Annotated in this window: 11 protein-coding genes and 1 pseudogene; 1 reads left to right on the top strand and 11 read right to left on the bottom strand. The window is 36.1% G+C overall.

What is annotated here, in order from left to right; genetic code table 11:
- Positions 1-12: 12 nt before the first annotated feature.
- Positions 13-1,155, bottom strand: a complete 1,143-nt coding sequence (locus MHI39_RS04875) for an AbrB family transcriptional regulator (protein ID WP_342540801.1) — start codon at positions 1,153-1,155, stop codon at positions 13-15.
- 173 nt (positions 1,156-1,328) lie between these two features.
- Between MHI39_RS04875 and MHI39_RS04870 the strand changes: the two genes are divergently transcribed.
- On the top strand, positions 1,329-2,204 hold the full coding sequence (locus MHI39_RS04870; protein ID WP_342540800.1) for a LysR family transcriptional regulator: 876 nt from the start codon (positions 1,329-1,331) through the stop codon (positions 2,202-2,204).
- A 195-nt stretch (positions 2,205-2,399) separates the two neighbouring features.
- On the opposite strand, the gene MHI39_RS04865 is transcribed toward MHI39_RS04870, so the two are convergent.
- The 10 genes and pseudogenes from MHI39_RS04865 to malX form a co-directional block, all read right to left on the bottom strand.
- Entirely contained in the window at positions 2,400-3,143 is a 744-nt protein-coding gene (locus tag MHI39_RS04865) for an SIS domain-containing protein (RefSeq protein WP_071975329.1), read from the bottom strand.
- Between the two features lie 15 nt (positions 3,144-3,158).
- Positions 3,159-4,430 (bottom strand): PTS ascorbate transporter subunit IIC, encoded by a 1,272-nt coding sequence (locus tag MHI39_RS04860; protein ID WP_071975231.1) that lies wholly within the window; start codon positions 4,428-4,430, stop codon positions 3,159-3,161.
- Positions 4,431-4,454: 24 nt separating this feature from the next.
- A complete protein-coding gene (locus tag MHI39_RS04855; protein WP_071975232.1) occupies positions 4,455-4,745 on the bottom strand; it encodes a PTS sugar transporter subunit IIB in 291 nt (96 codons plus the stop codon).
- 2 nt (positions 4,746-4,747) lie between these two features.
- Entirely contained in the window at positions 4,748-5,203 is a 456-nt protein-coding gene (locus MHI39_RS04850; RefSeq protein WP_078110355.1) for a PTS sugar transporter subunit IIA, read from the bottom strand.
- Between the two features lie 9 nt (positions 5,204-5,212).
- Positions 5,213-7,096 carry a BglG family transcription antiterminator gene (locus MHI39_RS04845; protein ID WP_139358149.1) on the bottom strand — a complete coding sequence of 628 codons (1,884 nt, stop codon included), beginning with the start codon at positions 7,094-7,096 and terminating at the stop codon, positions 5,213-5,215.
- A gap of 302 nt (positions 7,097-7,398) precedes the next feature.
- The gene (locus MHI39_RS04840; protein WP_313902926.1) at positions 7,399-8,184 is read right to left on the bottom strand and encodes a transposase; all 786 of its coding nucleotides are present in this window, start codon (positions 8,182-8,184) and stop codon (positions 7,399-7,401) included.
- A 542-nt stretch (positions 8,185-8,726) separates the two neighbouring features.
- A pseudogene (locus MHI39_RS04835) lies at positions 8,727-9,623 on the bottom strand (NADP-dependent oxidoreductase); the annotation flags it as partial.
- A 366-nt stretch (positions 9,624-9,989) separates the two neighbouring features.
- Positions 9,990-10,748, bottom strand: coding sequence for a MurR/RpiR family transcriptional regulator (locus MHI39_RS04830; RefSeq protein WP_058004900.1), 759 nt, complete (start codon positions 10,746-10,748; stop codon positions 9,990-9,992).
- A gap of 44 nt (positions 10,749-10,792) precedes the next feature.
- Positions 10,793-11,986 carry a MalY/PatB family protein gene (locus MHI39_RS04825; protein WP_342540799.1) on the bottom strand — a complete coding sequence of 398 codons (1,194 nt, stop codon included), beginning with the start codon at positions 11,984-11,986 and terminating at the stop codon, positions 10,793-10,795.
- A gap of 64 nt (positions 11,987-12,050) precedes the next feature.
- On the bottom strand, positions 12,051-13,649 hold the full coding sequence (gene malX, locus MHI39_RS04820) for a maltose/glucose-specific PTS transporter subunit IIBC (RefSeq protein WP_180211986.1): 1,599 nt from the start codon (positions 13,647-13,649) through the stop codon (positions 12,051-12,053).
- Positions 13,650-14,297 lie beyond the last annotated feature (648 nt).

Genomic DNA, 14,297 nt, shown 5'->3' with positions numbered 1-14,297 from the left:
TAATATTTTGCTTTATGCCGATGTACGAGAACGTTCAATTTTGTGTGCTTCCCACCGTTTTAATAATCGAAAGACTGGAGGTAAAATGACCAGTACAACAACAATCCGAAGAACTTGAACAACTACTACAAATGTTGAATCTGCATTTAGAACAGCGGAGGTTGTAGTCATTTCAGCAATACCTCCCGGTGTAAATGCCAATACAGACGTAACTAAGGAAATGCCTGTTATGAGTGAAATAAAATACGCGCAAAAAAACAAAGAAAGAATTAGACCAATCGTTGTAAAAAATGAGACAACTAATGTTTTTGTCATGCCGACGATCATTTCCTTATAAAACCGAGAACCTATACTAGTAGCAATAAAAATTTGCGATAAAACCATCATACTAGGTGGCCACCATGCCTTTAAATCGGTACCAAACAAAGCAGAACCCATTGTTTGAACACATCCTACACCTAGCATCCCGCCTACGAGCCAAGGAGCTGGAAATCTCAAATACTTTCCAACATAATAACCGCCACATACGCCAACGATTAACAATAACGTCCATAGAAGTTGAGTGATTTCAAAAGGAGAATCTGTCGTGGAAACTATTGCATGGTTTACGGTGAGATCATTAGTAGAACCTGTCAACCAAATTGAAGCAAATAGCGGAATCATTAGAACAACTAAGAAAACACGCATGGTTTGTATAACTGTCACCACCATCGTATTCGCTCCAACCTCTTCTGCAATGCTTGGCATTGCGCTTAACCCTCCAGGGGTTGCTCCAAAAAAACAGGTAATCATATCAAAATCAGTAAAACGCCATAATATGAAACCAGATAAAAGTGAAAAGAGAATAGAGAGTAGAAGCATGGAAATAATACTTATCCAATTTGCTCTAAAGACTTCGATAAAGGATATATTTATTTTCTGTCCAAGCTCAATTGCTAGAAAGCTCTGACCTAAATACATCCAAAAAGAAGGTAGCCCTTTTTGATGATTATGGTGATTGATCAGCTTTGGTTTATAAAAGGAAATCAGTGCAGCTAAAAGAAGCGTTCCAATCATCCATCCTATTGAGAGATTTGTAAAGGAAAAAATAAATCCTCCCAAGCTACTAAGAAAAATAAAACAAATACTCCGAATAAAAAAATGACTCTTTTCCAATGTAGACCCTTCTTTCTTTATCAAGAGGTGTCATTTCATTTCTAAATAAAGTTGATAAAATTATTAGAATTATCAATACAATAAATGTAATATACATTTAGAGATTAATAAAATAGTAAATTTATATCATTACCCATCAAAAAAAATAATGGCTAAATTGGAGAAGATAACATATGGATGATCGTGATTGGCTCATATTACAAACCCTCTACAAAGAAAAAAACATTACAAAAGCAGCAAAAAAGCTATTCATATCTCAGCCTGCTCTAACCAATCGCTTGCAGCAAATTGAACAAGAATTTGCCGTCCAGATCGTCAACAGAGGAAGACGTGGTGTTCAATTTACCCCTCAAGGTGAATACTTAGCGAAATCCGCACATGAAGTGCTAATCAATATTCAAAAGATAAAAGAGAATGTGAGGAATATGGAAGGCAAAGTAACTGGAACCTTAAAATTAGGGGTATCAAACTTCTTCGCATACCACAAACTACCCGATTTGCTGAGAATCTTTAAAGATCACTACCCACTTATAGAGTTCAAAGTCACAACAGGACTTAGTGGAGATATTGCAAACTTGGTTCATAATGAAGAAATTCATATTGGTTTTCTAAAAGGAGATTATGGTTGGAAGGAAAAAAAGCATTTATTATTCGAAGAAAAAATCTGCATTGTCACAAAGGAAAAGATAGATATTGAGCAGCTCCCACATCTACCAAGAATTGATTACCATACTGATTATCTTTTTAAAACACTAGTTGATCATTGGTGGGCAGAAAATTATTCGCAACCTCCTTTGATTAGTATCGAAGTCGATAAATCGGAAACCTGCAAGGAAATGGTAATCAATGGATTGGGATATGCCATTATGTCCAGCATGACGTTAGACGATATCGATGATCTTCACAAAATCGAAATCAAAACAAAGGACAACGAACCCATCTTACGAAAAACATGGATGTTCTATCACGAAGAATCCTTAAAATTAAGCATGGTCCATGCCTTTGTACAATTTATTACGGAAATTGATTTTTATCATTTTGACAAGTGAAGAAATCAGCACGATATATTTAGGGGATTTGCATGAAAAAGCTATGCATTGGCACGACTTTGCTGATGATTCGCACGATCTCACCTTAGTTTCGCACAAGTTTGATGGCTATTCGCACGATTTTACTTCCTTTTACTCAACTCTAAACACAAAACAAAAAAAACAGACAATATCAAATATTGTCTGTTTCCATTCTTACATATAGTGAATATTATGTTTATTTTCTTCTAAAACTTTTTTATTAAATTCATCTCCACCATCAACATTGGCACTATGGAAGACAGGTGGGGTAATCCCAGCCTTAATCAAATTATCTACTGTAGCAATAACGATTGCATTCACAATAAGTGCTCCAATTGCTGTTGAGGTTGGTCCAATTTTTTGATCCATGCCTTCAAGTAGCATAGATGAGTCTTCAAAGTCACCACAATTGTCTATAACAATATCCACTACTTCATACAAATTTTTTCCGCTACTATGGCGAGAAGAAACCTTCGAAGAATACGTCATATTAGTTAGTCCAATAGTGGTTAATCCCCTTTCCTTGGCTGCTAAGGCAATATCAACAGAAACAGAGTTTCGACCCGAAACGGAGTGAATGAGAATCGTATCTCCGGCTTTGGCAGCTGTAGATTGAAAGATTTCTTTTCCAAACCCATTTAACCGCTCCATTTGTGATGTTAATGTGACTGGACGCGTATTTAACATTAAAGTTGGATTTAAGATTGGATTAATTACTGCTAAACCACCCGTACGATAAAATAATTCCTCTGCAATAATCCCCGCATGAGAAGCACCAAATACATGTATTGTGTTCCCGTTTTTAATAGATTCTGAGAAGGAATTAGCTGCTTCTATGATACGATCATACTGTGTGTCCAAAACACGCTTCGAGATTGTCTCAACATGTTGAAAATATTGTTTAATGTAATCTGTCACTTCATTCACCTTCAATTAAAATAATTTTCCAATAGCTCCTGCAATAATTGACCATAGGGATAAGTCATTTCCTCCAAATACTAGAATCCATTCGGATACAGTATTTTGTAGGAATGGAACTGAAAATCCTACTAATAGGATCATTAGTACACCAGCTACTGCTGATCCAATGATTGCACCTCTTAATCCTCCGGTACCATTTCCGATAACTGCCGCTGTTCCAATTTCGAAAAAGCATGTAATCGTTAGCGGTACAATCGCAAAAGGAAATAAGCCAGTGCCACCAATAATAAATAAAGTAATCGTTGAAGTAACCATTGATACTAAAAATCCAATAATCACTGCATTAGGTGCAAATGGGAAAATAATTGGACAGTCTAATGCAGGCACTGCATTTGGAATAATTTTATCTGAAATCCCTTTAAATGCTGGGATAATTTCGGATAGCATCATACGAACACCTTGTAAAAGAATTGTTAAGCCCGCTCCAAATAAAACACCCTGCAATAATGAGAATGTTACTAAGCTTTTATCTCCAAAAATTTTATCTACTTGATCTCCACCGATTAATAAGCCAACAATCATGTATACAATAAACATGACAAGTGAAGATGTAATCGTAATTTCACGCAAAAACTCAATTTGCTTAGGAAACTTGATATCCTCTGTTGATTTTTCCTTATTCCCAAATACTTTCCCGAGCAATCCAGAAACAATAGATAATCCGATAGTTGGATGACCAAGTGTAAATGAATCTCCGCCTGTTACTTTTCGAACAAAAGGTTTGATCAATGCTGGAGCAATAATAAAGTATAATGCTGCAAAGATCGTTGCAAAAATGACAATTCCTGCACCCTTTAAACCACTTTCAACCGCGATTGCAGTAAAAATAAACGGGAACCAAAATAGCATATGTCCAGTTAAAAAGACATTCTTTAATGGTGTAAATCGAGCGACGATAATATTAATTAAAAATGCAAGTAACATGGAAAGCCCAATTTGACTACCGTACGTACTAAGAAACTTATCTGCTCCAATTGGATGTAACGTTTTATCCGCTGGAATTTGATACAGAGCATTAAAGGAATCAGATAATGGTGTAATCGAGCTAATAAGAATATTGGTTCCTTGTGTTAGAATGACCACACCAATAACTGTCTTTAAGGTTCCACTAATAATATCTGAGAAATTTTTTCTTTGTATAATCAATCCAAGAGCAGCGATTATTCCTAAGAATAATGCTGGCTCACGTAAAATTTGGTTTACTATAAAATCGATAATTTGCATACCCCATTTTCCTCTCTGTCAGAATTATGAAAGCAGACTTTGAATAACAGGTAAGCCTTTTTCTTTAATTTCATTTTTATCAATAAAGTTTTTCACCATCACTACTGGAACACTAGCAGTTTGACTAAGCTTTTCCCCTAATTCATTGGATGTAAAAATAACATCACATGGAGTAGATGCTGCTGAACCAACATCAGATGTCGAAACCTTTGCTGTAATACCTTCTTCTTTTAAAATTTCATCTACTTTCATTTTAAGAACCATTGATGAACCAACACCAAAGCCACAAACTGTAATAATATTTAAATTTTTCATTTTCATTTCTCTCCTTTAGTTGATTGATTTAATAGTTGATAGATTTCCTCGTTGCTTTTACTTTCATTTAATCCTTTGAGAACATTTGGGTTATCTAGCAAACTAGCAAGACTAGTTAATTGCTCAAGATGCCCGCCATCTTCTGTAGCACAGAAAGCAAATACAATATTTACAGGATCATTGTGCTCGCTGCCAAAAGGAACTGGGCTTTCTAATGTAATCAAACTAATATCATTCTTTTTAACACTCTCACTTGGCCTTGCATGGGCAAATGCAATATGTGGTGCAATCACAATATATGGTCCCATTTCATGTATCGCTTGAACCATCATATCGATATAGTCCGTATCTACACTTCCATTTTCAAAAAGGAGCTGTCCAGCTCTTCTTATTGCATCTTCCCAATCTGTTGCTTTTTGTTGTACTTGAATATTTTCGATCTGAATTAATTGCGACATATACGTTCATCACCTTGCTGCTTTATTGTTTAAATTTAATATTTGTTGAATACTAGTTGAATTTTTCACCATTTCCAAGTTATCTTGCTTCTCAAGAATTTGAACCAAATGAATAAATAAGTCTGATTCGGACTTAGTTGAACAGATAACGATGATCACCTGTACCATTACTTTTCCTGAATCTCCAAATGGAATCGGATGATCAAGCACTAATAAGCTTGCACCATCTTTAATCACACCATCCTTCGATGAGGCATGTACAATGGCGACACCTGGAATAAAGACCATATATGGACCTAACTCCTCAACCGCTCGAATCATTGCATTCACATATTGATTCGTAATAAAATCATTCTCTAGTAAAGGTTTTCCAGCCATTTTAATTGAATCTCTCCATGTACCCGATTCTTCTTGTAATTGAATATAATCTGCTGGTATAAGATTTCCTAACTCATAATAATCGTTTAATGGCTGTTCCTTCTGAATGAGCTCATTCATTTGCCTTTGATAGGTTTTCTTAAAGATTAAGCCTTTCAAATTCATTAGTTCTTCCGGCTCAAGAAGTGGATTGACAATGACAACCTCAAGATCCTGTAGTGTTAATGGTACCGTCGATATAATAAAATCGATTGGTTGATCCATGAATTGATCAATATGGCTCACACTGATAGGACCGAAAACCTTTAATTCAGGAAGCATGACCTTCAATCTAGTAGTTAATAAGGAAGAAGTCGCTAAGCCGGAACCACATACAACAAGTGCTGTAGGCATATATCCGGAAAAGGAATGTCTTTCATAACTAGCACCTAGATGCATGGCAATATAGGCAATCTCATCCTCAGGTAATTGGAGTTGATAAAGATCCTCAATTTTCTGTAACGCCTTACGAGTGATTTCATAAATAAATCTATATTTATATTTCACTTGCTCTGTAAGTGGGTTTTCAATACGTTGGTTATTTGCTAATCGATGCAATGCAACCTGCAAATGAACGACTAGCCCATTGATAAATTCTAAATCTTGTTTAAAATTTATCCCTAATCGCTTTTCTACTTCTTTGGCAAATAAATAAGTAATTTGATAAGCATCTTCCTGTTTATTAAATGGATCAATGCTTCCCGGAAATGTTGACACCTTTGCTCCTTTCAATTGGTTGTATAAATAAAAGATTTCATCATCTTCAAGATTGGTATAGAAGATGGAAGTATACATGTTTTGTATATCCTCATACACTTGTGTTTTGATAAAATCTTTCTTTTCAACAAAGGGAAATTCCACAAATTGGTTCATTTTTATCCGGTTGAATTGATAACAAAGAACTAACTTCAATTCATCTAGGGAATCATCACTAAATTGAACAGCCTGTTCCTCTTCAAATTTTTTTATAAATGTATTTGCACGCTGAAGTAACTCGTGATTAAATTGTTGAAAAAAATATTGCACCGAAATGGCAGACGATACAATCGCATCATTAAAAATGGAAGTAAATGCGTTCCGAATATCTCTTTCATTGCCTACAGGTGAAATTCCCTTTGAAGGCTTTCTTTCGATTTTAATTCCACATTTACCCAATTCTACTTCGACCTTCTCCATATTCTGAAACACTTTGTTTTTACTGGTATTCAATTGGTCTCCAAGACTATCAAGAGTTGTATGCTGTTCCAGAAGAATCTTTATACAGAGCATATATATAAATTCCTTAGGGGCTACAACATAGTGATTTAACTGCATAAGATCATTTTTTAAAATTGCGGCTTGCTGAGCAGTAATGTCAAGGAAGATTCCTTTTCTTGGCTCCCTTAACAGGGATATCTCACTCTCCTTCAGAAAGCTTTGAATATAATCCAAATCATACCGAATCGTCCTATCACTCACCTCAAACGCTTCTGACAACTGCCTAATCTTCACATAATCTTTCTGAAACAATAACCTATTGAGTATACTCAACTGCCTATTCGTTAAGGAAATCACATGATCACATCCCTTACTATCTATAGTGTAACCCCTTTCAGGCCATTAATTAATAACTAAGTATTTCCGGGAATGTGGCAAAAAGGGGAAGAAGCATGGGGAAGCATGGGGACGGTTCTTCCGCTTTCTTTTACGCTTTAAATATCAAGAGCAGGGGGACGGTTCTTCCGCTTTCTTTTACGCTTTAAATATCAAGAGCAGGGGGACGGTTCTTCCGCTTTCTTTTACGCTTTAAATATCAAACTAGGGGAAACTCCCAAAATTCGCGCGGCTTGTCGTTGGGATATCCCATCAATTTCCTTCACCTGTCTAAGTATCTTATTTCTTTTTTCCCTTGGAAGACTTTTAACCTGCGCTAATTCAATTCCACCAAGTTGCCTCTTAATCTCTTGCCTTGCTTCATTATCTGATAATCGCCTTTGGTTTATTTGTTCTTCTAAGCATTCATCATTATTTTTCCTTTCATTAAATTCTTTAAATCTCTCTTGTGCAATTGACAAATCTGACGAAAATAAACTTAATAGATCATCAGAATCCAGCAACATCCTCGGATAAACTGTTTTTCCATAGTAGCCGAGACAGCTGCTCCACTTCCATAAATCAACTTGCTGAACCATTCCCGCTTTAACTGGGTTTTGATGAATATATCGAATTACGGTGAGTAAATATCTCATACTTTCTACATTTTCACTACGGAACCTATCTTGAAAAAGATGCCCAGTTGTCTCGTATTTCCTGTTATAATACGAAACAAAGCTCACGCCTATCCTCTTCATTGTTATCGAAATATCCTCATTCCCTTCTTTCAAAAGGAGATGCACATGATTATTCATCAAGCACCAAGCATACACAGTTAACTCAGCTTTCTCTTTATATCTATTAATCGTATCTAAGAATGTTATACAGTCCTCATCATCGTGAAATATTTCCTGCTTGTTTACTCCCCTAAGCATAATATGATATATTCCACTTCTACTTTTCACTCTAGCACCGCGAGGCAAGTTTATCACCACAGCTTAAATGGACCTTCATATTTATTCATCAGACCACCGTTTCTATTAAATTTTTCTTTTGGATGTATTTAGGGTAGGTAAAAATCAGTTTAGGTAGGATACATTAATAGTCAGGATAAGTTACAAACTAGAAGATTTTTTTGGTAGGTTAGTATTTTTAGAACATAGGTATTATTTTGAGGTGTTAAAAGGAACTATAAAATTTTTTGCGGAAGTACTATGAGGTTTATGGCGAAGAGATTATTAAACCTATTATATATGAAATGATTGAAAAACCAATCCCTTTATTGATAAAAGCAGTAAAAACACAGTCTTTTTATAAATTTAACCTTAACCGCATTATTAATTATGAACTATGCATTTGGAGTGTCTCGAACCGCCTTGTTGTCCTCGCATAAGGATAACAAGTGAATCGCACAATTTGCCTTCCATTCATATTTACCTCGATTGTATAACTTAAAGAAATGAAGTTGCTAGGACAAGCATCTATCAAACAATATATGAAAAAAGAAGCAGGAGAACCGTCCCCTGCTTCTTCTTTACTCAATATCCGCTACTTTAACGAGTTGTTTTCCGAGATTTGCTCCTGTAAACAGGTCAAGGAATGCGTCGATTATATGGTCGAATCCTTCGGTTATGGTTTCTTCATATTTAAGTTTTCCTTCGTTTAACCATGTGGCAAGCGCGGCGCCGCCTTCTTTAAATCGATCAGAGTAATCTCCAAGTGTAAATCCTTTCATTAGGGCACTTGTTTTAATTAGTGCAGTTTGAACGCGAGGTCCCATATCAGCTTCCACTTTATTATAGGAAGAAATTGCCCCACAAACCGGAATACGTGCAAATTTATTAAGAAGTGGGAACACAGCATCAGAAATAGAGCCACCAACATTATCAAAGTACACATCGATTCCATTCGGACATGCCTTTTCTAACGCACTAGGAACATCTTCTTTTTTATAGTTAATGACTGCATCAAATCCAAGCTCATTTAAAAGATAGCGGCATTTTTCTTCTGTGCCGGCAATCCCTACGACACGAGCCCCTTTAATTTTCGCAATTTGTCCAACGGCCGATCCCACTGCACCAGCGGCTCCGGATACAACAACAGTTTCTCCTTCTTTTGGTTGACCAATATCAAGCAGACCAAAATACGCCGTTAATCCTGTCATTCCGATAATACTTAGATGAGCTGATACAGGAGCTAGTGTCGGATCAATTTTCCGAATCTCTCTCTCATTTGCAATTGAATATTCCTGCCAGCCGAGATTGCCAATTATTACATCGCCTTTAGAAAAATGCTCCGATTTCGATTCTACAACCTGGCCAATTACTCCACTTGTAATAACCTCATTTAATTGAAATGGAGGAATATACGATTTAACATCCTGCATCCTTCCACGTAAATACGGATCAACCGAAATATATACGGTACGTACGTAAGCATGGGGACGGTTCTCATGCTTCGTTTTTGTTCATTAAATACAGAATATCTCAACCCACGATTACGAAATAAAGTAGGTTTCTCTGAATAGTCATTCACACATTAAAATAATATCATACATAAGAACTGTAGTCATAAATTAGGGCCTACACGTTCAGGTACATCCTTCACTCATGTAAAAAAAAAGCAGATCGGGTGCTTCATCCGATTTACTAGCCCTGGAAATTACAGTGAAATCTTATAATTTTTCCTTCAACTTAGCGTCTCTTTAATCGATCGATTACTATAAATTTACACAATTAACCAACCGGGTGCAAATCTCTCTCAAATAACATAAAAAAAGAAGCAGGAGAACCGTCCCCTAGCTTCCGTATTCCAAAAGCAATAAGTCTAAGAAAATGTTGAATGGAGCACGAGAGCACATGTCTATTTCTCCGTGGTAATAGTTTTTGATTGGTGTGTAGAAGACAAAATCGGATAGTTCTGATAGGCGGTTGTGCTTTGTTCCAACGAGTGAGAGTATGGGCGTTCCTTGTTTTTTGACTAGATGGGCATATTCGAGGATATTCAAGGTTTCACCGCTATTAGATACAAAAATAGCCAGATCGTCTTTTGTTAAATTCAATGCCGCGTACCTTAAGTCATCCCAGTCCGTCCGTGCCATACTTCGTTTTCCTAACATGATTAACTTTTTCGATGCATCCAAGCAGACGGAATAAGAATGGCCGACTCCGAACCATTCAATCTGCTTTGCACGTTTAATCATACTATTAGCTTGTTTAAGAAGATTTTCATCTATTCTTTTTAACGCTTCATGCATATCCTGTTCATATCTCCTGATGTGAGCAGAAAGAGATGCAGAAGGTTCGTGATGTTTTGAATCGCCCACATCATGTCGATACAATTTCAATTGGAGTTTAAAATCTTGAAAGCCTTGATACCCCAATTTCTTGCATGTTCGACTAATCGTTGCTGTCGACACATACATCTCCTTCGCTGCATCCTCCAATTTGAGGGAATCAATTTTTTCTGGATAGCGAATAAAGAAATTTAGGACTTGCTTTTCCAGTTGACTCAATTTATCTCGTTGCTGTACTAACTGCTTCATAAAGGACTGCATACTCATCACCTTTACATGATTAAGAAACACTATGCTCTATTTCATCAAGGGTTGGAAAGGGATAAAGATCGTACCGAACGCTTTAAACGTTCTAAGCCTTCCACTAATTTTGTTTGAGGACATCCTACATTCATCCTTAAAAAGACCCCTCTATTCTCTCCATACACTTCCCCTGACATAATCCCGACTTTTCCTTCATTTATAAGTGCTTGCTGAAGATCGTTTGATGTTATGCGTAAATTTGAACAATCAATCCAGGCTAAATAAGTAGATTCTGGGATAGTAAAATGTAGATCTAGTAATTCTTCATCTATAAATTTTTTGACTATTTTCATATTATTATACAAATATGAACAAAGCTCATCAACCCAATAGCCTGATTGTCGATATCCTTCTATAATAGCAATCTCTCCAAAAATACTAGCATTGGAAACCCCATCTCTATATTTCAGTAACTGTAAAAATTGTTCCCTTATTGTTTCATTTGGAATAATGGAATAGGAGCCGCCTAAACCAGGTGTGTTAAACGTTTTACTAGCCGATGAACAAATAAAGATATTGTCCAAATTACTTGCTACACTTGTAATCGGAATATAGTTTTGATTACGATAAGTAATATCCATATGAATATCATCCGAAATAATCATCACATGATGCTTCTCACTAAGCTCAACAATATCCTTTAACTCTTGCCTCGTCCATAATCTCCCTGTTGGATTATGAGGGTTACATAGTAGTAATACTTTTGCTTTTTTATGAGTTAGCTTTTGTTCCAAATCAAAAAAATCCAATTCGTATCTACCATTAGTATATGTAAGAGGATTGGCGATGAGCTTGCGATTTAAACCTCTTATCAGTGGAAAGAAGGCATCATATGCTGGGGTTTGCAAAATAATATGATCGTCCTCTGAAGTAACCAATTCAATGATTCTAGCAATTGAATAAATCACACTCGGAGCATAGGCGATCCAATCAGTTTCTACTGTAGACGAAAAGCGCGTTCTATACCAATTAGTAATCGAAAATTTGAAATCATGATGATTCCATCTAGTGTATCCGAATACTCCATGGTTCATCCGTTCCTTTAGAGCTGCTAATATTTCAGGGGAACTTTGAAAATCCATATCGGAAATCGAGAAAGGTAATAGATCATTTACACCAAATCGATCCTGGATATAATCCCATTGAGTACAGTATGTTCCCTTTCTATTAATACGTTGATCAAAATAGTTAGACATATTATCCCTCATTTGTTTCTAGTAGTATCTTTTGTAAACAGAAAAAAGAAAGGATGAGATATGCTCATCCACTTATTTTATATCCCTTAGATTCAATGAGATGATCCATTTCCAGGCGTACATGATTAACATGTGTTCCAATCACGACTTGAATATTATGATCGTCTAATTTTATTACACCTAATGCACCATTCTTTTTAAGCGCTGTCTCATCGACTTTCTCCAGACTATCAACCACTAAACGAAGTCTCGTAATACAATTATCTAGGGATTGAATATTTTCTGGACCACCTAAAGCATCTAATAATTTTGCTGCTTGACTATTATCGGAATTGGAATTTGCTTCACTAGTAGCTGAGTCTGAACTTTCTTGTTCTTCCTCTATTTCTCGTCCTGGTGTTTTTAGATTAAACTTGATAATTGCATATCGAAAAACAGAATAATAAATCGCAAACCAAATGACCCCAATAACTAAAACTAAATACCATTTCGTATATGTCCCTTGTAAAACACCAAATATTAGAAAATCTAAGATTCCGCCATCCGTATTTCCTATTTTTGTACCGAGAAGGGCCATAACCATAAATCCGAGGCCAGTTAATATCACGTGAATTCCATATAAAGCTGGTGCAAGGAACAAGAATAGAAACTCAATGGGTTCGGTTATTCCTGTCACGAATGTCGCAATGACTCCCGATATAAGGAGACCTTTAATCTTTTTACGATTTTTCGGTTTTGCTGTATGATAGATTGCTAATGCAACTGCAGGCAAACCAAACATAAAAGTAGGCATCTTCCCTTGAGAAAGGAAAGCTGTTGCCGAAGCACTAATTGGTGAGCCATTTTTCAATTCAGCATAGAAAATATTAAGAGCACCCGAAACAGTATCACCATTAATAACCGCTGTTCCTCCAGCCTCAGTAAAACGGATCATTGCCACCAATATATGATGAAGTCCAAATGGAAGCAGTAATCGTTCCCCTGCACCAAATAGGAATGGGCCAAATACGCCAGCTCCCTTTATCGCGGAACCTATACCATTAATAATCATTGTGAAAAACGGCCAAATCATAGGTATAATAATACCTACAATCGATAATGTAATTGCGGTAATAATAGGTACAAATCTAGCACCACCAAAGAAAGCAAACGCTTGTGGTAGCTTAATATTATAAAAACGCTGATGAAGGAAATAAACAATAAGACCAGCAATAATACCACCTAATACTCCCATCTCAAGGCTTTGGATCCCAAGAACCATCCCCTGACCTTCCTGTCTCATCACATCTGCATTGGCAATTCTATCTGTTTCCACCAAATAGAAATTAATCGATAAATGCATAATGACATACCCAATTAGACCAGAAAATGCAGCTACTCCTTTTTCATAACGAGCTAGTCCCAATGGAATCGCCATCGCAAAAAGCAGTGGTAAGTATGTAAACGCGAATCCCCCAACCATCGAAATAAACCGTAAAAACACTTGAATAACTTTATGATCTAAAAATGGAAGATTTTCAATTGTCGTCGGACTAGTAAATGAACTCCCAATCCCAAGCAACAACCCCATAAAAGCAAGAAGGGCAACAGGCAACATAAACGTCTTACCAAGCCCCTGAAAAAACTCCCACCCCTTAGAAGATGACCGAGCCTTTGTCTTCATCCCATAACCTCCATACTATGATTTTAACTACACATTACTCCGTTGTCCGAAAGTTAGCAACCGCTTTCAAATTGTTTGTATATGAGTACATTTTTTGTATGGGGGTACAAAAAAGAAGCAGAGGGACGGTTCCTTTGCTTCTTATACATTAGCGCTATGTACATACTAATTTTGTAAATACTAAACCCAAAGATTACTATGAAGTGTGTAATCTTTATTCAGGCACATTGTGCAATTATTTAAATTAATATTTCTCTCTGTGTCTTTTAATATTTGAGGATTTGGTCAGCCAGAAATACTTATATTTTTCCAATTTGATATTTAAGCTTCTAACTCACAGGAGTATGGGATGAATTTCATCTAAATCATTTAGTTAGAGTAATCAATAGACCGGTTACCAACATCTATTAAACAATACTTAAAAATGGGAGCAGAAGAACCGTCCCTTTGTTTCCCTTTGTTTCTCGCCGTTAGCTAGTATTACTTCTACTTTTTTAGGAGGATTTTTTTACATTAGTAATGTTTGATTAATATATTTCCTAAGTATATGTTTTAACAAGTTATTTTGCAATGATACTATATAAAGTCATAGAATGAAGAAACGTGAATCGTGGCAATAATGTATACGAATAAAAAAGAAGCAAAGGA

The sequence above is a fragment of the Heyndrickxia sp. FSL K6-6286 genome (assembly GCF_038630395.1).
Classification (GTDB): domain Bacteria; phylum Bacillota; class Bacilli; order Bacillales; family Bacillaceae_C; genus Heyndrickxia; species Heyndrickxia oleronia.
The sequence above is the reverse complement of the archived record's forward strand: the minus strand, read 5'-3'. Positions and strand labels throughout refer to the sequence as shown.

Bases quoted from the DNA above. Each gene is read 5' to 3' on its own strand.
- MHI39_RS04870 (WP_342540800.1), top strand. From the start codon at position 1,329: ATGGATGATCGTGATTGGCTCATATTACAAACCCTCTACAAAGAAAAA.
- MHI39_RS04860 (WP_071975231.1), bottom strand. From the start codon at position 4,430: ATGCAAATTATCGATTTTATAGTAAACCAAATTTTACGTGAGCCAGCA.
- MHI39_RS04855 (WP_071975232.1), bottom strand. From the start codon at position 4,745: ATGAAAAATTTAAATATTATTACAGTTTGTGGCTTTGGTGTTGGTTCA.
- MHI39_RS04850 (WP_078110355.1), bottom strand. From the start codon at position 5,203: ATGTCGCAATTAATTCAGATCGAAAATATTCAAGTACAACAAAAAGCA.
- MHI39_RS04830 (WP_058004900.1), bottom strand. From the start codon at position 10,748: ATGCAGTCCTTTATGAAGCAGTTAGTACAGCAACGAGATAAATTGAGT.
- MHI39_RS04825 (WP_342540799.1), bottom strand. From the start codon at position 11,986: ATGTCTAACTATTTTGATCAACGTATTAATAGAAAGGGAACATACTGT.
- malX (WP_180211986.1), bottom strand. From the start codon at position 13,649: ATGAAGACAAAGGCTCGGTCATCTTCTAAGGGGTGGGAGTTTTTTCAG.